Genomic DNA, 22,014 nt, shown 5'->3' on the forward strand with positions numbered 1-22,014 from the left:
CCCTCGCTCGAAGTAGCGCAACTGGAAGCGGAGTTGCACGCGGCCACCGAGGCGTTTCTCGACCGGATGCCCCGCGTGTTTGACCCCTTTGCAGGGGGCGGGGCCATTCCGCTGGAAGCAACCCGGCTGGGCTGTCGGGCCTTTGGCAACGACATCAACCCCGTGGCCCACATCATTCAGCGGGCCTCGCTGGAGTTTCCGCAGCGGTTTGGCAAGCCCATCACGTACAGCTACGCGGCCTTTGTGGCCCGCTACGGCGAAGAGGAGTATGCCAAGCAGCACGCCAAGCAGCACGTGCTCGATAACTCCGCCGGCAGCATCCGGCTGGCCAACCGCCTGGCCTTCGACGTGGAGTTTTTTGCCCGCCGCCTGCTGGCGCGGGCGGAGGCCGAAATCGGCCATTTCTACCCCGCCGACGAGAAGGGCCGTAAACCTATTGCCTACTACTGGGCGCGGGTGGGCACCTGCGCCAACCCCAGTTGCCGTGCCGAGGTGCCGCTGCTCAAGCAGTTCTACCTAGTAAATAAGCCGGGTAAGCAGGTGTATTTGGAGCCGACTGTCAACGGCACTGCGATTGAGTTCAACCTGAAACAGGGCTTATCTACCATCGAGGGCTGGGTAGTTGACCGTAAAAGCCTGAAGTGCCCCTGCTGCGGAAGCACTACCGCCAGCGCTGAGTTGAAGCGGCAGTTTCTGGCCGGGCCGGTGCCGGAGCGCCTGCTGGCCGTGGTACAAGACACGCCCGAGGGACGGGTGTACCGCCTGCCTACTGCCGCAGAGCTAACGGCCGCTGCCGAAGTGCCGATGGCCAGCTTGCAGCTAAGCGAAAAGCTGCCTGCTGAAAATACCAAGCAGTTTGACGTGTGCCCTTGGGGGTATCTAGAATATGGCCAGCTATTCTCGCGTCGGCAACTGTTTATGCTGGAAACGCTGCTAGAAGCAATTGCCGAAATCAAACGGGAGCTAGCAACAGAGCCGCCGGCCTACGGCCAGGCAGTTGCCACGTACCTGGGCATTTTGGCCGACCGAATAGCCATTGTGAACACAGCCTTCGGGATTTGGCACACGGGCCGCGAAACGCTGGAGCGCCCGATGGGTCGGCAGGCGCTCGCCATGGTGTTCGATTACCCGGAGTCTAACCCATTCTGCGACAGTACGGGCAGCGCGGCCAATCAGATTAATTGGCTGACGCGCTTTCTGGAAGAAGAAAGTGCCACGCCATTTGCCGTTGTTTGCCACAACGCTTCCAGCGGGGATTTGTCACAGTTCGGGCCAAAGTATTTGGATGCCGTCGTGACGGACCCGCCGTATTACGATGCCATTCCCTACGCGGATTTGTCGGACTTCTTTTATGGCTGGATGAAGCGCACGCTAGCCGACGTGCATCCACTCAACTTTGCTTTTCCGCAAACCCCTAAAACGGAGGAATGCACGGCCATGCGCTACCGCCACGGCGGCGTGCCCAATGCCAAAAAACACTTCGAGCAGAAGCTCCAGCAGATTTTCTCGGCCATCGAGCGGCAGACGCGCGACGTGGTCAGCATCATGTTTGCCCACCAGAGTACCGAGGCCTGGACCACGCTGTGTAACTCCATTTTGGGGGCCAGTATGAACATCACCGGCTCATGGGCCAATGATACGGAGATGATGGGCGCGCTGAAAACGGACAAGGCCTTTTTGTCTTCTTCTGTAACCGTGGCCTGCCGGCCCGTGGTGCGGCAGGGCGAGGGCAACTACAAGCGGGTGCGCGCCGACATCGAAGCCACCGTGGCGCGGGAAGTAGATGAGCTGTACCGCCTGGGCTTCTGCGGGGCCGACCTGCTGACCGCCTGCTTCGGGCAGGCCGTGAGCGTGTTCGGGCAGTACGAGCGGGTGGAGAAGTCGGACGGCACCCGCGTGACGGTGGCCGAGCTACTAGCGCTGGCCCGCGAAAGCGCCTTCAAGGCCCTGCTCAAGGGATTCGACGGTGATGAGTACACCAAGTTCTACATTGGCTGGTTGCAACTCTACGGCCTCACTGAAGCCGATTTTGACGACGCGGCCAAGTTCAGCCGGGCCGGCTTGCAGCTCAACGTGGCCGATTTGCTGGGCCACGGCATCTTCGCCAAGAAGGGTAATAAGCTCACGCTGGCCACCTCGGCCGAGCGGCTGCTGGCGCACAAGTCGCTGGGCGTGAATGCGGATGACTTGCTGCTCGACCAGGCCCACCGGGCGCTGGGTCTCTACCACCGGGGGCAGCGCCGGCCGCTGGTGCAGCACCTGGCGCGGGTGGGCCCGGCCCCCGAGCGGCCTTTTTGGCGGGTACTCACGGCGCTGGGCGAGGTGCTGCCCGCCGGCTCCGACGACCACCGCCTCACGGCCGGCCTGCTGGCCGACCGCGACAGCCTGCTGCGCGAGATAAAGCAGCTTGACTACCCCTCGGCTGGGGCCACCGGCGACCTTTTCGCCTAAGCAAGTAGCGCGGACTTTCAGCCCGCGAGTAGCAAGCGCCGCCACGCGCTGACTGAAAGTCTGCGCTACCTCACCTCATTCGACCACTCGACACCCAATTGCGCTATGTCACTAACTGCCTACCAGAAACAAAATTTATACAAAGGCCTGGGCCAGTTTATCGAAGCCTTCCGGCCCTACGTGGTGGACGTGCTGCGCGGCACGCACGGCGACGCCTGGGCCGATGCCTTTGTGGAGGCGCTGGGGACCGGCCAGCGCGAGTCGTGGCAGCAGGGGCTGCGGGCCGGCTCCGACCCCGCCACGCTGGTCGATTTTCAGTACCTGAACTCGTTTGCCTACAAATTCCGTGAACTCCTCAAGCCCGACTTTGGCCGCAATGCCGGCGCGCTGGCCAGTTGGCTGAAGGAAGTGGCCGAGGTGCGCCATAAGATTGCTCACTTTCACCAGGAAGTAGACGAGGACGAAGCCGCCAAAGCCTGGATACACCTCAAAACCATTGCCAAGGCCTTGCGGCAGCCCGACCTGGAGGCCGAGCTGCAACAGCTACGCAGCCTGCCCGCCGAACCGCCGGCCGCTGCGCCGGTCCCGGCCGTTCAGCCCGAGGCGAGCGGCCCGCGGGCGTGGTTTCGGGTGGTAGAGCCGGCACTCGACATCCGGCAGGGGCGGCTCGATGAGAGCATTTTCGCGGCCAATGTGGCCGAGGTGGCTCTGGGAAATGGGCGCGAGCTATACCGCGACGCGGCCACGTTCTTCGCCAAAACCTACTTTACCCAAGGGCTACGCACGGTGGCCCGCCGCGTGGTGGAGGGCCTGAACGGCGGCGGCGACGGCGAAAACCGCGTCATCTCACTGCAAACCGGCTTCGGGGGTGGCAAAACCCACACCCTGATTTCGCTCTGGCACCTGGCCCACTCGGGCGAGCGCCTGCCCGCCGCCGTGGCCCAGGAACTGCTGGCGGCCGGCTCGTACCAGGCCCCGCTGCTGCCCAACTTTGCCGAGGCGCGGGTGGCCGTGTTCACCAACACGACCAACAACGTGGCCGAAGGCCGCCTAGTGCCCGGTGGCCCCCGCCTGCACACGCTGTGGGGCGAACTGGCCTGGCAGCTGGGCGGGGCCGCCGCCTATGAGCTGGTGCGAACCTCCGACGAGGAGCGGATTTCGCCGGGCGGCACCTTTCAGCGGGTGCTGGAGCTAGTGAGCGAGCAGCACGGCCCCGCCCTGCTGCTACTGGATGAGCTGGCCGACTACTGCGTGCAGGCAGCCGGTAAGGTGGTGGGTGCCAGCACCCTGGCTGACCAGACCATCAGCTTTATGCAGGCCCTGACCGAGGCCGTGGCCGCCGCGCCCCGCGCCGTGCTGGTAGTCACGCTGCCCGCCAGCGATACCGAAGTGAGCACCACCGCCGAGGCCGGCCAGATTCTGAGTCGCTTGCAGGGCCGCGTGGGCCGCGTGGGGGCTGACACCCAGCCTGTGCGCGACGATGAGATTTTTGAGGTGGTGCGCCGCCGGCTTTTTGAAGACCTCGGTCCCGAGGCGGTGCGTCTGGCCGTAGCCGGGCAGTACCATGACTACTACCAGACGCTCTTTGGCGACCTGCCCAGCCCGGCGCTGCAAGCGGGCTACCGCCGGCTCATGGAAAAAGCCTATCCTTTTCATCCTGAATTGATTGAGGTGTTCCGCCAGCGCTGGGCCAGTCACCACGATTTTCAGCGCACCCGCGGGGCCCTGCGCCTGTTGGCCGCCATCCTGGCCGACTTGTGGCAGCGCCGCGACAGCCTGCCCGGCAAGCAGTGGCTGGTGCACACCAGCGACGTGCGCCTCGAAAACCTCGACCCGCTGACCGGCGAGCTGAAAAAGCTCTACGGCAGTGGCTACGAGGCCGTGCTTACGGCCGACGTGGCCGGTTCGGCCGCCAATGCCCGCAAGCTCGACGAAGCCAAAAAGGAGTACGGCGACCGCCACCTGGCCCAGGGCCTGGCCACCACCATTTTGCTCAATTCGTTTGGGGGCGATGGCAGCAACAAGGGCCTGAGCGTGCGCGAACTGAAGCTGAACGTGGTGCGGCCCGCCGACGAGCTGAACCACAATACCATCAACAGCGTGCTCGATGAGCTAGAAGCCAGCGCCCACTACCTCTACTACGCAGCCGGCGGCGACGGTAAGCGCTACTGGTTTCACACCAAGCCCAACGTTAACATCCTGATAAACCAGGCCAAAAACGACGTGACCGAGGCCAGCGCGGACAGCGAGATTCAGCGGCGCGTGCAGGAGAAAGCGGGCCGCGTGGCCGGCTTCCGGCTGCTGCTCAACCCCGCCTCTGACGACGTGCCCGAGCAGCAGCAGCTCACGCTGGTGTTGCTACCGCTCACCCAGCGCCTACGCGCCGATGGCACCCTTGATAAAGCCACCGCCCGCCGCATCGAAGCCATCGCCACTAAGCGCGGCAATATTGAGCGCATCTACCGCAACACGCTATTGTTTTTGCTGGCCTCCGACCTGGGGGCCGCTAAGCTCAACGCGGCGGTGCGCGACTACTTGGCCTGCGAGAAAATCCGCCAGGACTACCACAGCCAGCTAGAGCCCGAGCAGCGCCAGGACCTGAAACGCCGCAGCGACGAGTGCCAGGCCCAGGTAGAAAAGGCCCTAATAGGTGCCTACTCGGTCATAGCCAAGCACCGCGCCAAAGACGGCACCCAGCTGGTTCATTTCAAGGAATTTGCCGCCACCTTCGACCAGCAGCTTACCGCCAACCTGCCTGCCCTGCTCGAAGCCGATGAGCTGCTGCTCCGCAAAGGGGTGGGCCTGGGCACCCTGCGCCAGCACGGCTTGCTGCCCGAAGCCACCCGCCCGCTACGCGCCAAAGACGTGTACGAAGCCTTTCTGCGCTTCGACGACAAGCCCCTGCTGTGGAGCCCGGCCGTGGTGCAGGACAGCCTGCTGCGCTTCTGTACCAGCGGCGACTTCGGCATCGCGGCCAGCGACGACGGCCGCGACCTGAAAACCGTGTGGCTGAAACAAACCGTGCCGCTCTTCGAAGTAACCGAACCCAGCTACTGGCTTATCGACAAAGCGCGGGCGGCCGAGTTTCAGACTCAGGTATCCGCCAGCCCCGCCGTATCTGCCGATGCGCCGGCCACTTCGCCACTTGGCCCTAGCCAGCCGGTTACGCCACCGTCGGCCGCTGCCTCGGTAGTCGGCGAGCCGCGCGTGTTCCGGGCCGTGACGGTGTCGGGCCAGGTGCCGGTGGAAAACTATACCCAGCTCTTCGCTAGCTTCATCCGCCCGTTGATAGATAACCGGGTGGAAATCACGGTCAGCATCAGCGGCCGCTCCACTACCGCTAAGCCGCTGACGGAGAATAGCGCGGAGTACAAGATTATCAAAGAGTCGGCGCGGCAGCTGGGGTTGACCTTGGAAGAGGAATAGCGGGTGATGCTCTTTCAGCAGAATTATTGAGTAGAAAAAAGCCAGTGGAGCCAGGGCTTTTTGTAGGCTACTGAAAAAAATGCAAAGAAAAAATTCCCGTCAGAATACAAAACCCTGAGTCGGCGGGCGCTATAATCAAGAGTGTATCCTTACTGTATAAGGGCTAGTTTAGAAAATGCAAAGTCGCGTAAATCAGCGCTCGCGCAGGGTACTGGGTTGTTCTTAAAAGCCCACCAAGCTGCTCTACCTTTGTGCTGCTCGCGCTGGGGTTAGTCCCCCGGCCCCAAGCTCTGTAAAAAGAGAAGCCCAACCGGTGGCACGGTCGGGCTTCGAGAAGTGGGGGTTACAAAGCAACCCTTTCCTTCTGAGCAAAGATGAAAAAGGTAAGCGTGAGCAAACTGCTACAAGTCCTAGCGCTGGGTTTTGTAGGTGGGGTAGGCAAGGCCGTCGCAACGGCAGTGGTTCCCTATCTGCTGGTCCAGGTCATAAACTGGTTCTTGCGGTAGTTGGTGGGGTAGTTCGGCCGGGTGGCTGGGCTACCCCATTTTTTGTTCTTAACAACGAGACAAAGGTAAGGGGCGTTTAATTAATACGTATTGCGTAATAAGTAATAAATCGTGCCTTGGTTGCTAGGGTAGGATTGAGACTATGATTTGTAGGTAAGCTGAGAGTGTACGGTTACTGTCAATAGGTGAGGAAGCTCTGCTGTTAGGTTCGTAGCTGCTGCCGCTATTTTCGCGCCTACTATGGCGCATCTATTGGTTTCGTGGCTGGCTTACGGCCACGACTTTATTCGGGGGGAGAACAACGCCTTCGTGAGCGTGGATGAAACCGGCCCCACGGTGCAGTTTCACCAGCACTTCTTTGCGGCGGGTGGCTACGAGGAGCACGTTATTCTGTACGCCGAAGCGCGCCAGGAAAACCTGGCCGAGCGGCTGCTCAACGAGCTGCTGCGCCGGCACCCCGGCCGGGCAGTGCGGGTAGAGCTGCTGCCGGTACGCGATGTCATCAGCCTGCGTGAAGTGAAAGGTAAGGTCGAAACGTGGCTGCTGCAATGCACGGCCGACGAGCTGACGCTGTACTTTTCGCCCGGTACCAGCGTGATGCAGTTGGCCTGGTACGTTGCCCACACCACCCTAGGGCTGCCTACCCACCTAGTGCAGACACGGGCCGGCCGCTTTGGCCCCGGTGGCCAGCCCGAGTTGCTGCAACTGGAAGTAGAACAGTCGGTTACGCCGGTTTCGGCCATCATCCGGGAGCAGCAGGTGGCCACGCGCACGGCCGGCGATGGGCTCGATACGACCCTGCGCCCTGCCCGACGGGTGAAGGGGCAGCCGGCCCCTGTGTCCGTTTCAGAGCCGGTTATTGCGCCGGGTTTTCTGGCGCTGCCGGTGCTGGCCAATGCGTACCGCCGGGCCGGCCAGGTGGCCCAGACCGACAAGGTAACGGTGCTTATTCGCGGCGAGAGCGGCACCGGCAAGGAGCACCTCGCCCGCACGGTACACGCGCAGTCGGCGCGGGCCGGGCAGCTGTTTCTGGCCCTCAACTGCGCGGCCCTCACCGAGTCGGTGCTGGAAAGCCGGTTGTTTGGCCATCAGAAGGGTGCCTTTACGGGGGCTACAGATGACGCGAAGGGGCTGTTTGAGCTGGCCGATGGGGGCACGGTGCTGCTCGATGAAATCGGCGACATTGGGCTGGCCACGCAGTTGGCGCTGCTGCGCGTGTTGCAGGACGGCGAGATTCAGCCGGTGGGCGGCCGGCCCCGGCGCGTCGATGTGCGTGTGGTGGCCGCCACCCACGCCAACCTGGAGGAGCGCTGCCACCAGGGCCGCTTCCGCTGGGACTTATACTACCGCCTGGCTGTGGCCGAGCTGGAGCTGCCTGCCCTGCGCGAGTATTCCCAGGCCGAAAAGGAGCAGCTGCTCGACTTTTTCGTGGCGGCCAAACAACACAGCCTGCGCCGCCCGGCCCCCTTGGTCTTAGCCCCCGAAACCCGGCAGCGGGTGCTAGCCTACCCCTTTTCAGGTAACGTGCGCGAGCTGGAAAACCTGGTCGAAACGCTCTACGTGTTTGCCGAGCCGGGCCAGCCGGTGCCACCCACCGAGCTGCCCCGCCGCCTGCTAAGCAGTGGGGTAGGGGAGGAGCCAGCCGCATCGGCCACCCTGGCGGCTGCTACGGCCGCCTATGTGGCGCGGGCCGTGGCCCACTGCGGCGGCGTGAAGCGCCAGGCCGCCCAGCTGCTCGATGTGGACGAGCGCGTGGTGGCCAAATACCTGCGTCAGCACCAGCAGGCTCAGTAGCCAGCATGACGTATGTGAACGACCGATTTTTCAGGCAGCTACCTTACCTGACTGAACACTAGCGGAACGATTTTAGGAGCGCAGGCAGCTTAGCAAAAACAGGCGTATCGGCCGGGCCGCTGAAATAAATACATTCGATGCCCCATTGAGCCAGGTACTTTACTGCAGCGGTAGTTAGGGGTTCAGGCAACACCATGATACGGCGGAGCGGCGCTGCCACTGCAGCCCCATAGAGCAGCAACTGTCCGAGCGCGGTAGCTACGTCTTGCGTGTTAGCCACCGTTTTTAGTTCAAATAGCGCGACAACTTTTTCGCCGTGGGTCAGCACGAGGTCGCGGTGCCGGTCATTAAAAATTTGCCAGGCCGAATTAGTGAAGTGCTGCTGCAACTGCTGCCGCAATGCCTCTACTACCAAGCCATGCGTGCGGTAGCTGGCCCGCCGTTTCACAAGCGGCAGTGAGCCGTACCCCGCTGTCTCACTTTTAAATACCCCTTGCTCGACCCGAAAAAGCGAAGCAGCCAGCCCGCCCAGTCCGGCTTGGTCGGGCAATTGCTTTACCCGCTGCACTTCGGTTACGAACTGCCGGAGTTGAGCGCTGAACAAGGGCGAATGGAGTTGCCCAACTACCAGCATTTCAACCTCCTTATCGCCATCCAACACCACCTCGCGTGGCGAAGAAGCGTTGTTCATCAGGAGCGTTTTGCCAATGCCCTTCCGGCCGCCCCCGATGTTGCCCCGGTGTAATACCACCAGTTGGCCGTCGGTGTCTTCGGCAAATACCCCGACGGATTTACGGGTAGCATCGGCATCCGCAAAATTTATCTGGACTATCATGGAATTGCTGTCGCCCAGCCCAAACGGGTTCCAGTTTATAGCCGCAGCACAATGCCAGAAATCGCCTTTTGGCGTGCTGTACACAGCAGAATTCACCGCGCCTCCCTGATGGCCAATGTAAAAATTTGGCCGGTAACGCGGGAATAATTTTATCAGCACTTGGTGAAATTCCTGATACAGGTCCTCAATCCTTTCTTGGTTATCAATGACAGTCAGCATGACGGTTGGGCAAATGAGCTGGCGTAATATACTGCTGTTTAGCCAAGCTGAATCCGAAAAGGGAAAGGAGAAATTAACCCATAGGCAAGGTGACTAATCTGCCTGACGGAGCACTAGCACCAACGCCCGGGTTCAGGTAGATAAGCGCAGATTATGCCACGCATAGCATAATCTGCGCTTTCTCTTTGTTATTTGTTTTTCATAAAATACTGTGTAACAAATAGTAATAATAATGGCAGGCATTTGGCAAATAGTGGAGTGTCAACCAAATGCCAGGTTTCTACTGGGGCTGCCTGCACGCCCCGCCAGCTTTCGGTCGACGGTCACTTAATCCGTTTCTATCGTGCCAGCCCTCGCCGAATTCCCCATACCCCCCGCCCTCGCCGCCGAGCTGGCCCGTCTCAATGAGCGGCAGCGGGCCGCCGTGACGCACCTCGCGGGGCCGCTACTGGTGGTGGCCGGCCCCGGCACCGGCAAAACGCAGCTGCTGGCCACCCGCGTGGCCTGGCTGCTGGGGCAGCTGGCCGCGCCGCCCGAGGAAATCCTGTGCCTGACCTACACCGACGCGGCGGCCCGCAACCTGCGCCAGCGGTTGCTGCGTTGCGCCGGGCCACTCGCGCACCGGGTGGCCATCCACACGTTTCACAGCCTGGGGCAGCTTATCATTCAGGAAAATGCCGACCGGCTGGGCTACCATGACCTAGAGCCGGCCTCCGAGCAGGAAGCCGACGAGGTGCTGCGCGAATTGCTCGACGCGCTGCCCGCCGGCCACGCACTGCGCCGCGACCTGGGCGATGCCTACTACGACCTGCCGCACCTGCGGCAGCTGTTCCAAACCATGAAGCGCGAGGGGTGGGCCCCCGCCGAGCTGCTGGCCGCGCTGGATGCCTACCGCCTGGGCCTGCCCCAAAACCCTGCCTATCACTATAAAAACCCACCCCCTGCCCTGCGCGCCCTAGGCGTGCAGCCGGGCGACGCCAACCCCCACAAGCTGGCCGAAGAAGCCGCCCGCCTGAAGCGCTCGGCGGCGGCCGTGGGCTTGTTCGGGCAGTACCAGGCTGGGCTGGCCGCCCGCCGCCGCTTCGACTACGACGACATGCTGGCCTGGGCCAGCGGCCTGCTCCGCGACCATGCGCTGCTGCGCCTGGGCTACCAGGAGCGCTTCCAGCACCTGCTGGTGGATGAGTTTCAGGACACCAACGGGGCGCAGAGCCGTTTGCTGTATTTGCTGGCCGGCGACGGGCCAGCGCCCAATCTGATGGTGGTGGGCGACGACGACCAGAGTATTTTCCGCTTCCAGGGGGCGAGCGTGACCAACGTGCTCGACTTTGCCAGGCGCTACCCGCAGGCCGGCGTGGTGGTGCTGGAAGAGAATTACCGCTCGTCGGGGCCAGTGCTGGCCGCTGCCGAGGCCCTTATTAGCCGCAACCAGGAACGGCTGGTGGGCCGGCTGCCGGGCCTGCCGGCCAAGCAGCTGCTGGCGCGGCACCCGCACTTTGCCGCGGTTACCCAGCCGCCCCAGCTCTACCGCTACGCCACGCCCCTGCACGAGGCGGCCGACGTAGCGGCCCGCCTTGCCGCCCTGCACCGCGATGGGCCGTGGCCGGCGGGCGGGGTAGGCGTGCTGGCCCGCACCCACCAGCAGCTCGACCAGCTGGCCGGGCTGCTGCGCGCGGCTGGGGTGCCTTTTCACCGCCGCCGGGCCGTGAATGTGCTAGCCGAGCCGCTGGCCCAGGGCCTGCACTGCGTGCTGCGCTACCTGGCCGCTGCCCTGCATCCCCACGGGCAGCTGGACACCGATGCGGCCTTGTTCGAACTGCTGCACTTGGCCGTTTTTGCCGTGCCACCCGCCGACCTGGCCCGCCTGGCCATTGGCCATCAGTACCACCGCCGGGTGGCCACCGCCGCCGGCCGGCCCGTGCAGAACTGGCGCTTGTGGGCCGACACCGCGCTCACCGACCTCGACCTGTTTGCGGCCCCGCTGGAGCAGCCCCCGCTTTCCGCCGCCGGCCGGCCGGCCCTGAGCCACGCCCTGGCCTTACTCGATGGCTGGGTGCAGGCTGCCGTGACCCTGCCGCTGCCGGCCCTGCTGGAGCGCGTCGTGCTGGGCACGCTGCTGCCGGTCGGGCTCACCCAGGCCACCCAGCCCGCGCAGCTGCTGGCCGAGGCCCGCACCTTGCTGCGCTGGGGCCGGGCCGAGGCCCGCCGGGTAAGCAGGGCCGGCGTGGCCGGGCTGCTGGCCACCTGGGAAACGCTGGCGGCCACCCGCGAGGGGCTACCGCTGGAATCGGATGGCGCGGGCAGTGCGGCCCCGCTGGAGCTGCTCACGGCCCACGGCGCCAAGGGCCTGGAGTGGGAGCAGGTGTGGCTGCTGGGCTGCGGGCAAAATGCCTGGCGCCGCAAACCCGCCGACCGGGGCTTTCGCCTGCCCCCCGCCCTGGCGGCTCCCCCCGGCGATGCCGCCGATTGCGAAGAGGCCCGCCGCCTGTTTTTCGTGGCCCTGACCCGGGCCCAGGCCCAGCTCACCGTGTGCTGGGCTACGTGTGACGAGGCCGGCAAGGAGCTGGCCCCCTGCGAGTTCGTGGACGAGCTGCACCAACAAGGACTAGTACTAGTTGAGGTAGCGGTAGCGCCCGAAGTACTGGCCGCTGCCCAACAAGCCGAGTTGGCCCCGCCTTCCCTCCCCGACGCGGCGCTGCTCGACGAGTTGCTGGCCGACTTCACCCTGAGCGCTACCGTGCTCAACGCCTACCTGGCTTGCCCCGTGGCCTGCTACTACGAGCAAATCCTGCGCGTGCCCACGCCCCGCCACGAGAAGCTGCTGTTTGGCGCAGCCGTACACCGGGCCCTGGAGCAGTTTTTCCAGCAGGCCGGGCAGCGGCCAGCGGGTGAATTCGGGCCGGTTGATGAACTGGCCGAGCTGTTCCGACAGCAGTTTACGCGGGCCCGCTACGAGGTGCTGGGGCTGGCGTTTCAGCGGCTGTTTTACGCCGGGCCGGAGCTGCTGCGGGCCTGGTGGGCGCAGGCCCAGCCCAGCGCCCGCCCCACCGCCCTGGTCGAATACCGGGTGCAAGCCGCGCTGCCCGGCGGCCTACCCCTGGTGGGCACGCTCGACCGCCTCGACCTGCACCCCGATGGCTACCACGGCGACGTGCTGGACTACAAGACTGGCAACCCGGCCACCGCCGCCGCCAAGCTGCGCCCCGCGCCGCCCGAGGCGGCCACCGCCACCCTGGCCGAATGGCTCGCCGACCCCGCCCTGCGCGGCGGCGACTACTGGCGGCAGGGCATCTTCTACCGCCTGCTACTGGCCCACGACCCTGAGCAGTCCTACGCCGCGGCCTCCGTTACCTTCGATTTTCTGCGCCCGGTGCAGGCGACCGAGCAACCCCCGCAGTTTGTGCGCCGGCAGGTGGCGGCCACCCCGGCCGACGAGGCTACGGTGCTGGGGCAAATCCGAGCCGTAGACGCGGCCATCCGCCGCCACGACTTCGGCCCCGGCTGCGGCCAGTGCCGCTGGTGCCGCCTGCGAGCCAATTCACCGGCTTAGGCCAATAGCCTGCCCTGCATTCATTTCAGCGAAGTTTGTAACGGCTAAAAAATATTTTTTATTAAAAATATAGAATATCCCAGCAGGCCTACTACCTTGTGACGCTAATCAGAGTAGCAAAACTTCCTCCTAACAGATTTAGCCAAATCACCGTGCGACTCCACCTCTACCTAGACGCTCCATCGGTGGTCACCTTCGACCATTTACCGGCCTTGAAAGGAGCCTTTCACCGCTGGACGGGCCACAACCCCGGCTTGCACGATGGCCTCTCCCTTTACTCTTTCTCATGGTTGCGCGGCGGCCGGGGCACCCGCGGCGGCCTGCGCTTCGAGCAAGGGGCGCACTGGAGCATTGCGGCCCACGACCCGGCTGTCATTCACGAAATCATTTCCGGCGTTATTAGCAAGCCCGGCCTCGACCACGGCCTGGTAGTGCGCGATGCCCGCATCCAAACTGTGCCCGACTTCGAGGCCGGCGAGCGGCACTTCCGCGTCCTGAGCCCGGTGTTCATCAGGGAGGAGGTAGAAAAAGGCAAGCCCGCCAACCACCTGCTGCCCGGCGACCCCCGCGCCGACGAGCTACTCACCGAAACCCTGCGCCACAAGCTCCGCCAGGCCGGCCTGGACGACGCGGGGGCCACCGTGCGCTTCGACCCGGCTCATATTCCTTCCCAAAAAGTCAAGGTATTTCAGTACAAAGCGGTGCGCTGCAAAGCCAGCGTGTGCCCGGTTATCGTGTCGGGCACGGCCGAACAACTGCGCTTCGCCTGGTGCGTGGGGGTAGGCCACTCCACGGGCATCGGCTGCGGGTGTCTGGAGTAGCTATTGCTTCTTGGCGGCGGCTTGCTCCTGCGCTCGGCGTATCATCTCCTCGCGGGTGACTACGTTGCCCCGCGTGGCCCGCAAGCGCCGCCAGGCATCCTCAGCCCCCGGCCCCTGGAAGGGATTGTGGAAGCTAGGCGCGGCAGAGATAGTAGCGGAGTTCTCCAAGGTTATCGGCGACTTGGACTCCGAGGGCTGCGAATTTTCCGGTGAGGTCGTCATACCTCAAAGTTACGAAAATAAACTGACCCTTCCCGATGAAACCAAGTAGCCGCCACACTTCCGGAAATTCCAACTCTGGCTCAATCGTGACAACGGGATTGGTATACGTAGCCCGCACCTGCACCATTAATACGCCGAGGCGCTGTAGCTCCACGGCGCTAAGCTGGCTCACGTCGAGGTCGGGCATGAATAATGGGGCTAATTGGCAAAAGCGGGCGGGTTGCCGAAGCCACCCGCCCGCGCTAGCCGGTACGATTAACTGCACTAGCTCAACACTTTCAATTCCTGCTAGCGTCGCAAAGATACAAAAATTTGTCTTGCTCTAGCCCAACAGGGGATAAAAAATGAATAACTTGCAATCGTAATCTGCTAATTCTTCTTTCCCATGACCTTAATGCCTCTGGAATTATTGCTGCCGCCGCCAGATTTTAGCGCTCACAGCATCCTAGAAATCATAGCGCTGGCTCCACTGTCAATGGTGGCCAAGATGCCAGGCAAATACTACACCAGCCAGTCGCAGCCCACGGAGGCAATGCTACTAGGTGCCTTGGAAAATGCGCTCGGGTGGCACATTGGCGAAGTAGAACGCAACCAGCTTATTAAAACGCTGGAAAAAAAGCATAAGCGTAAAGCGCAAGCTTCGGGCGTGGGTTTTCGCAGCCTGTTGCAATGGCATGTGCGCTTTGGGGTGATGGTAGTGCCGCCCTTGCTGCACTACGACGACCTATGGACGCAGCACCTGAAAGGCAAAACGTTTGTGGATGGTAGCCGAAACTACGACGCGCAGGTTATTCCCTTTATGAATGCCAAGCGCGGGGGCAAGGTGACAACCTCAGACGCGGCAAAGGCTCGCAAGGGAGACGAGGCATTGACAGATTTTCGGGAGGGGGACGAGATAAGTATCACGGCCCTCCGGCCCTACTTTCCTCAATACTACTCCAGCCCTACCATGCGCGGCTATGTTGAGCCGCAAGGAGCCTACCGGGTTGGGGTCGAAACTTCAGCAGCGCTTGCTGTTGTCTTGCGGGCGGCCGTCGCCGACCCTGCCGCGCCGCTCTACCTTGGTTCTAATGATGGCTGGATTGAACTTGACTGGCATGAGTAAGAAACCAACGGATACCCAATTGGGCCAAATGGGGCTATTCACTACTGCTGCCGAGGTAGCATCACGGTCAACCGTGCCTGTTCTGGGAACAGGAGGCCTTGCGTTAGCTGATTTGAGTGCGGAAATGCTGCATTCGTACCCGCGCTATGGGCTGGCGGTAGCCGCATACTTATCCCGATTAGCTGAAACAGTGAGCGAGGCTGAACTACGGACAGCTTTGGTGCGGTCCATCGAGGCTGGGTTAGGGAAGTTTCGGATGCGAACCTGGAATAGTTCGCTGCATGATAAGGTGCTGAAGTTTGAGCCTGTTCGTCTAGATGAGCTAGCGGAAAAGCCCCAACTAGTGCAATCGGCGGGTTTGGCCGCACAGGGGATTTACCTGTTTCCTACGCTGGTCACTACGGATGGCAGCGCCAAGGACACGTTTCGCAATGCTCAGGAAATACTTAAGCTCCTGACCAGCATAACGCCGCTATCAACTACCTATACCCTCAGCCGCTCCTTTGCGCCGACCACAGCTAAGGTGAACAATGGTACGGCTTCACAGAGCCCACCGGTAGGCACACTGCTGGAAGCGGCTTGTGCGGTTATCACCACCCTTACGCCGCTCAAGCCTGCTGCCTGGCCTGGCCTGAACACCGTCATTATTCCCGACCTGCCGTTGCCGCAGCTTCGGGAGTTCGTGGCGGTATTTGATGGCATGTTGAGCCAGGAAACTGACGACCTGATGCTTACGCGGGAGCGGGCTGTAGCAGTGGTCACCGAACCCAAAGCGACTAGCAAAGCTGTTAAGCCCGCCGCCCCGGAGTTTCGTCGGCCGCGCCTGCATTCGGGTAATTACCCCGATGCACCGCGCGATGCGGGTGCGTTTGGGCCAGTGGGGTTGCTGGGGGCCATCGGGCGCTGGGCGCGGCGCACCAAGCAGCAAGGTCGGGGCCGGGCGGTGCTGGATACCCTGGCCGGGCAGCCGCTGCACGTCATTTCCTACGACCAGATAAGCCAAGTGCGCTTTGACCACCACACCACGCGGCTGGCGCTGGATTGCGACCTGACCGGCATCGTGGATTCGCTGTACCTGGGTACCCGCTTCTACTCGGAAGCTGGCAACTCCGGCACCCCGTTTGGCAAGCCGGAATTCAAAACCTTCTGCCTGATGGCCGGCCGCTTTCTGCAAAGCTTCACTACCGCCGCCTTCATTGATTTTTTGGCTTTTCGAGCTGAATACGCTGCTGAAACCGAACCACTTTTTACCGAATATTTCCGCACCATGAAACCTGAAATTGTAGAATCAGCCGGTGAGCTTGGGCGCTGGCTCAATCGCACGGCTTACTTCGCAGCCAAAGCCGAAGCGGAGGATTTTCCTTCCAAGAAAAAAGGCAAAGACCAGCAAATTAAAGAAGCCAAAGCGAAGATTCTCGTGGTGCTGGAAAGCGCCGCACTGAGTGCTAAGTCGCCCGAAGCCATGATTTCGCAGGTGCTTACCCAGGCCGGTAGAATGTCGCTGGATGAGGCTCCCAATGAATCTCGCCGCTTTGTGAATGCCGCGAACATGGGAGAAATCACGCACGACCAAGCCAAACACCTACTGATTTCCTACATGCGACTGCGTAGCGCGGGCAAAAGCAAGACGGCTGCGGACGAACCCGAAGAGGCCAGCGAGACGCAAACCACCGAACCCCACGACCATACAGGCGATAACGACTAATCCACTTTCAATTCTTCCCACACCATGATTATCAAGGGTATTCTTGTTACGATGCTGGCTCCAATGAGCGACCACATCGCCAACGCGGGCGAAAAGCTCCTGGGCAACGCGTCGTCCATCAAGCGGCGGCCCGATGGGCGCGTGTACATTTCGGGCCAGATGCAGCGCCACGCGTTGTTCTCGGCTCTCGACCGCCTCAACGCCGACGACGCGGGCCGGGGTCAGACTTACGTTTCAAACGGCGACGGCGTAACGAACGTAGTTGAAACCGACTTGCGGGCCGACCTCGGCGGTTTTTTGCAGACATCGAAAGAAACCTATTCGGGGCGGCGCACGGCGCCGGTTTCGGCCACGCCGGCGGTGGCGCTGGAATCGAGCAGTGTCGGCCGCGACTTACTGATTCGGTTGAAGATGGAGGCGGAAGGTGATTCACGGGGTCAGGCCGTGGCAACCCGTGAGTTCTCGCAGGATGACACCATGCTGATGAGCTTCTTCGTGGACGTATGCGCCGTGGGCATTCGTAAGCGGTTCAGTTATGTAGAACAATTGCACGTCAATACCGAATACGTGCGCCACATCAGCGAGGAGGAGCGCAAGCGCCGCATTCGGCTGGCGCTGGAAGCCACCGCTACCCTGACCGACTACGCAAACCAGGCCCGCAACGCCACTAGCGGCGAGCCGCAACACGTACTGTTGGTGTTTGATACGCGCCTCTCGCGCAAGGCCAGCCGCTATTTTAAAGCCAACGCCGCTGAGCAGCGCAATATCCTAGCTGAACTGACGGCACGGGGTGCGACGTATTTTTTGGGCGATGACACCGCAGAAAACGGCGACAGCACGGCTACCGCCTACCAAAAAGCACAGGATTTTTTGGCCAACAACGACCTCTATGACCCGGCCCCTGGCGCAACAGTGCAGAGCACGGCCGATTTTGAGAAGAGCATTAAGCCCGAAAAAGCCGCCAAATAAATCTGCTACGCCTTACTGCTTGCCTCATGGAACTGTTGGCGAAACCGGATGGAACAACCCTGGCTGCCCACACCCAGCACGTGCGCGACGAAGTTGCGCACGTGCTGGCCGCCCGTCCGTTTCTGATTTACAAGTACGCGGTTCGCACGGGGCAAAACTTATCGGTGCTGTCCGATGCCTGCGCCCGCTGGCACGACACGGGCAAAGCGCATTGGCGCTGGCAGCAGGCTTGTGTAAAGGATTTTGATGAGTACCGCCGAACAGGCAAAGTACTCGGTCACAACTTGCGCAAAGCCAAAGTGCGCCACGAATTTGATTCGCTTGTGCGGATGCGCAAGAGTTTGGCTAACAGTTGGCTGCCCCAAGCTGCCTACGCCGCTGTGGCCGCACACCACGGCAAGCTGGGCTTCCGCCACCAAAAGCGCTGGGCTGATGACCCAGCCTTTAAACCATTTTGGTGCGACCAGTTTTTGCCCCTCAGCGGCGAATTAGAGTTCGAGAAAGTAGCTGATTTTGACCGGGCCATTGCTAGGCGCTATGAGTACAGCGGCTTGCGGGCACTGCTGCGCCTTGCCGACCATCGCGCTAGCGCCCGGGAAGCAAACCGGGATACTAAAACGCCAGCGGTGCCGAAGCTAGCGGCTTTTCGCTACCAATTCCCTTGGGAGAAACCGACCGGCGTTCAGGATTTAGTTGATAAATTTTGGGATGAGCCTTTTGCCCTATTGCGGGCCCCTACCGGCGCGGGCAAAACCGATGCGGCCCTGTTGTGGGCGCGGCGACAAGTAACGAGGGGCCGTGCCGACCGTCTAGTGTGGGCCATGCCTACCCGCTTTACGGCCAACGCGCTTTATATCAGCACGACCGAAACCCTTAGCAGCACGGGTCTCTACCATTCCAGCGCGTGGTTTGTAGCCCAGCAGCGCGAAAAAGAACAGCGTGGCAAAGGCCTGCAGCCCGCCGCGTGGAAGCAGGAGTTGGACTACGCCCGCCTGCTCGAAACTCCCACTACCGTGACGACCATCGACCAGCTTTGCCTGGCTTTGACTGCCACCCGCGAAGACCACCACGCCACTTTCTGGAACCTAGCCCATTCATGCGTCGTGATTGACGAAGCGGACTTTTACGACGATTTCACGCAGCGCAATTTGGTGGTGCTACTACGGGCCTTACGCCTGCTGGGGGTGCCGGTGCTGCTGATGAGCGCCACCCTGCCCGCTTCAGCGTTGGAATTATATGCGCTTTCGGGTTTGCGGGCCGCCAAAATCTGGGAAGACCTGACGAATTACGACCGCACCCGCTTTCAGCTGCACCGGGCTGGGCCAGCCGAGCAGCCCGAAGACCTCGCGCCTTTGCTGGAAAGAGGCTTAGCCGGGGAGCCACTCATCATTTATGCCAACACGGTAGGACGGGCGCAGGCGTATTGGGACTGGTTTGAGCAGGCAGAAATGACGCACCCCGTGGTGCTTTATCATTCGCGCTTTACGGAGCCGGATAAAAAGGAAATCGAGGAAAAGCTGCTGGCAATGCTTGGCCCGAAAGCGTGGGAGAGAGGCAATCCAACGGGCGTGGCTATTCTAACGCAAATTGGCGAATTAAGCGTCAATATTAGTGCTGACCTGATGGTGGCCGATTTGTGCCCGACTGACCGGCTGGCCCAACGAGCGGGGCGGCTATCGCGGTTTCAACGTCGGCATGATAAGCGAGTGGATGTGGTAGGAGAATTACAATTGGTGATTCCGCAAAAAACTGACAAAAAGGGGAAGAAGAATTTTTATCCCGCTCCTTATGGCCACTACCGGCAAAACCTGGGCTGGATAACTAGTGCGGTATTGGAGCAGGCTGATGCCCAACTGGTAGCTGGTGATTATTCGGCCCACCGCCTAGTGGACTTAGTGAATGAGTTGTATCCGATTACGAAAAAGGCAGAGAATTATGTTTTAGAAAATGCAGAGAAGCTTGAAAAAGCGGCTGTATTGAATTGGTTGCTACTACCCAAAGCTGAAATAGAAGAGAATGACGAAGGCACTCCTGAATGGAAAAGCCGCGACATTGGCCCACAAAAGGTGGTGTACGCAGCCACTAATTTTTCCCCATTTGAAAAAGATAGCGACCCGTTGGTTTTCAATAATTCAATGGCTTTCCGCGAGTGGGCACTTCCCCACGTCATCTCAATACCAGTGTACGATTTTCTGCGGGCGCAAAGAGTGGGAAAACTGGAAGATGTTACGATTCATATCAGCCAAGAGCAAGAAACAATCTGGACGGTGAAGCCGCTCTACTATGACTCCTCGCAGGGCTTACGCTTCGACAAGGAACCTAGCCAAGAGGATGAATAAAGTATAAAGTCGCCATAATAGACGACCTTTTAGCAGCACATAATCGATTTTACGACTGTCGCCAAGAAGATACGCGCTACTATCAGCTACCCGCCATGCACATCACCGGCAAGCACATCAACTACTACCACATCTGCCACCGCAAGCTGTGGCTGTTCGCCAGCGGGCTGAGTTTTCAGCAGGACAATGAGCATGTGCAGGACGGCACCTTGCTGCACCTGTCGGCCTACCCGCAGCGGGCGCGGCGGTTTCGGGAGGTGCAGCTGGGCGGCATCAAGATTGACTTCTACGACCCGGTGGATAAGGTGGTGCACGAAATTAAGCGCAGCCAGAAGCTGGAGGAGGCCAGTGTGGCGCAACTCAAATACTACCTGCGAGTGCTGGAGCAGCACGGCGTAGCCGGCCCCACGGGTGTACTAGAATATCCGAAACTGCGCCGCACCCAAGAAGTGGTGCTAACCGAGCAAGACCGGGCCGATATCGAGGCCTGGGAAGCCGGTGTGGCTGAGGTAGTAACCCGCGAGCAGTGCCCCCCGGTTATCGACAAGCCCTTCTGTAAGCAATGCGCTTACTACGAGTTCTGTTACGTGCACGAATAGCCTGCTTAAAAGGGTAGGGCATTGCTTACCTGCCTCTATTCAGACGGTATCCGCAACCGGGTAGCGTATCCAAAAACGTAGTCAGCCCGCGGCAGGCGGGCGTAGCTGTGAAATCCGTTAAATCTGTTTAAATCTGCGGTGAAGAAGACCTACTACCTGTTTAATCCAGGCCGGCTGAGCCGGCAGGATAACACGCTCAAATACACGGCCTACGACGAAGAAGGCGGGGAAGGGCAGACGCGCTTTCTACCCGTAGCCGACGTAGCCGACCTCTACATATTTGGCTCGCTCGATGCCAACTCAGCGCTGTATAATTTTCTGGGAAAAAACGGGGTGGCAGTCCATTTTTTCGACTACTACGAGCACTATACTGGCTCGTTTATGCCCAAGGAGTACCTGCTGGCTGGCAAGGTGCAGGTGGCACAGACCGGCCACTACCTGAGCCACAAGAAACGCCTAGTGCTAGCGCGCAAGCTGGTGGAAGGGGCAGCCTTTAATCTGCTCAAGAACCTGCGCTACTATCAAAGCCGGGGCCGCGACGTGGCCACCCAGATTGCGCAGATGGAACTGTACGTATCGGCGTTGCCGCACGCCACGACAGTGCCCGAAATTATGGGTTATGAAGGCAATATCCGGCAAACGTACTACACCTGTTTCGAGGAGTTGGTGAAGGTACCGGGCTTCCCCTTTGGCACGCGCAGCACGCAGCCGCCGCAAAACGAGTTGAATGCGCTGCTGAGTTTCGGCAACATGCTCTGCTACGCAGCCTGCCTCTCACAGATTTACCATACGCAGCTCAATCCCACTATTTCTTTCCTGCACGAGCCGGGCCACCGCCGTTTCTCGCTGGCACTGGACCTAGCCGAGATTTTCAAACCCCTGTTGGTGGACCGTACCATTTTCCGGCTGGTAAACAAGAAGGAGATTCAGCCCAAGGATTTTGAGGCTGCCGTAGGCGGTTGCTTATTAAAAGAATCTGGCCGTAAGACGTTTGTACGCGTTTTTGAAGAGCGCATGAAGGAAACAATCCTGCACCGGGGCCTGGGGCGGCCGGTGAGCTATCAGCATTTGGTGAAACTGGAATGCTATAAGCTGACCAAGCACTTGCTGAATTTAGAAGAGTATAAGCCCTTTAAAGCCTGGTGGTAAGATGTACGTGATTTTAGTATACGACGTGAAGCAGCAACGCGTGGGGAAGCTGCTCAAACTTTGCCGCCGCTACCTGCATTGGATACAGAATTCCGTGTTCGAGGGCGAAATCAGCGAAGTGAAGCTACAAGAGCTGCTGCTGAAGGCGGCCTCTTTTTTGGACAAGGAGGAGGACAGTATTCTCCTCTTCAAAAGTCGTACGGAGCAGTGGCTGGAAAAACAGGTATGGGGCCACGAACGCAGCCCTTTAGAGGGTGTTAGGAATTGGGGCTAACCCAAAAGAAAACGAGCCAGTAAGCAGCGAGCGGAGTTCCTAGGCTCCGG

At 60.8% G+C, this 22,014-nt stretch carries 13 protein-coding genes; 11 read left to right on the top strand and 2 right to left on the bottom strand.

Annotated features, from left to right (window positions below):
- Positions 1 to 33: 33 nt before the first annotated feature.
- The 3 genes from ACYVGC_RS24170 to ACYVGC_RS24180 all read left to right on the top strand — a co-directional run bounded on the left by ACYVGC_RS24170 (position 34) and on the right by ACYVGC_RS24180 (position 8,177).
- On the top strand, positions 34 to 2,451 hold the full coding sequence (locus ACYVGC_RS24170; protein ID WP_460586415.1) for a DUF1156 domain-containing protein: 2,418 nt from the start codon (positions 34 to 36) through the stop codon (positions 2,449 to 2,451).
- Between the two features lie 105 nt (positions 2,452 to 2,556).
- Positions 2,557 to 5,877: a DUF499 domain-containing protein gene (locus tag ACYVGC_RS24175; protein WP_460586416.1), complete on the top strand. Its 3,321-nt coding sequence runs from the start codon at positions 2,557 to 2,559 to the stop codon at positions 5,875 to 5,877.
- Positions 5,878 to 6,623: 746 nt separating this feature from the next.
- Complete coding sequence (locus ACYVGC_RS24180) at positions 6,624 to 8,177, top strand: transcriptional regulator (RefSeq protein WP_460586417.1); 1,554 nt, start codon at positions 6,624 to 6,626, stop codon at positions 8,175 to 8,177.
- Positions 8,178 to 8,235: 58 nt separating this feature from the next.
- On the opposite strand, the gene ACYVGC_RS24185 is transcribed toward ACYVGC_RS24180, so the two are convergent.
- Positions 8,236 to 9,231 carry a hypothetical protein gene (locus ACYVGC_RS24185; RefSeq protein WP_460586418.1) on the bottom strand — a complete coding sequence of 332 codons (996 nt, stop codon included), beginning with the start codon at positions 9,229 to 9,231 and terminating at the stop codon, positions 8,236 to 8,238.
- Positions 9,232 to 9,574: 343 nt separating this feature from the next.
- On the opposite strand from ACYVGC_RS24185, the gene ACYVGC_RS24190 reads away from it, so the two are divergent.
- Together ACYVGC_RS24190 and cas6 are read left to right on the top strand one after the other, a co-directional pair.
- Positions 9,575 to 12,781 carry an ATP-dependent helicase gene (locus ACYVGC_RS24190; RefSeq protein ID WP_460586419.1) on the top strand — a complete coding sequence of 1,069 codons (3,207 nt, stop codon included), beginning with the start codon at positions 9,575 to 9,577 and terminating at the stop codon, positions 12,779 to 12,781.
- A 152-nt stretch (positions 12,782 to 12,933) separates the two neighbouring features.
- Positions 12,934 to 13,602 (top strand): CRISPR-associated endoribonuclease Cas6, encoded by a 669-nt coding sequence (cas6, locus tag ACYVGC_RS24195; RefSeq protein WP_460586421.1) that lies wholly within the window; start codon positions 12,934 to 12,936, stop codon positions 13,600 to 13,602.
- On the opposite strand, the gene ACYVGC_RS24200 is transcribed toward cas6, so the two are convergent.
- Positions 13,603 to 13,824 (bottom strand): hypothetical protein, encoded by a 222-nt coding sequence (locus ACYVGC_RS24200; RefSeq protein WP_460586422.1) that lies wholly within the window; start codon positions 13,822 to 13,824, stop codon positions 13,603 to 13,605.
- A 959-nt stretch (positions 13,825 to 14,783) separates the two neighbouring features.
- Here ACYVGC_RS24200 and ACYVGC_RS24205 point away from each other — a divergent pair.
- The 6 genes from ACYVGC_RS24205 to cas2 all read left to right on the top strand — a co-directional run bounded on the left by ACYVGC_RS24205 (position 14,784) and on the right by cas2 (position 21,964).
- Positions 14,784 to 16,634 carry a hypothetical protein gene (locus ACYVGC_RS24205; protein ID WP_460586423.1) on the top strand — a complete coding sequence of 617 codons (1,851 nt, stop codon included), beginning with the start codon at positions 14,784 to 14,786 and terminating at the stop codon, positions 16,632 to 16,634.
- A gap of 24 nt (positions 16,635 to 16,658) precedes the next feature.
- Positions 16,659 to 17,603, top strand: a complete 945-nt coding sequence (cas7p, locus tag ACYVGC_RS24210; RefSeq protein ID WP_460586424.1) for a type I-PGING CRISPR-associated protein Cas7/Csp1 — start codon at positions 16,659 to 16,661, stop codon at positions 17,601 to 17,603.
- Between the two features lie 164 nt (positions 17,604 to 17,767).
- Entirely contained in the window at positions 17,768 to 19,942 is a 2,175-nt protein-coding gene (gene cas3, locus ACYVGC_RS24215; protein ID WP_460586425.1) for a CRISPR-associated helicase Cas3', read from the top strand.
- Positions 19,943 to 20,037: 95 nt separating this feature from the next.
- Positions 20,038 to 20,541: a CRISPR-associated protein Cas4 gene (gene cas4, locus ACYVGC_RS24220; RefSeq protein ID WP_460586426.1), complete on the top strand. Its 504-nt coding sequence runs from the start codon at positions 20,038 to 20,040 to the stop codon at positions 20,539 to 20,541.
- Positions 20,542 to 20,679: 138 nt separating this feature from the next.
- Positions 20,680 to 21,690 (top strand): CRISPR-Cas system spacer integrase Cas1, encoded by a 1,011-nt coding sequence (gene cas1b / locus ACYVGC_RS24225; protein WP_460586427.1) that lies wholly within the window; start codon positions 20,680 to 20,682, stop codon positions 21,688 to 21,690.
- Positions 21,691 to 21,715: 25 nt separating this feature from the next.
- A complete protein-coding gene (gene cas2 / locus ACYVGC_RS24230) occupies positions 21,716 to 21,964 on the top strand; it encodes a CRISPR-associated endonuclease Cas2 (protein WP_460586428.1) in 249 nt (82 codons plus the stop codon).
- Positions 21,965 to 22,014 lie beyond the last annotated feature (50 nt).

This window comes from Hymenobacter arcticus, from assembly GCF_054779975.1.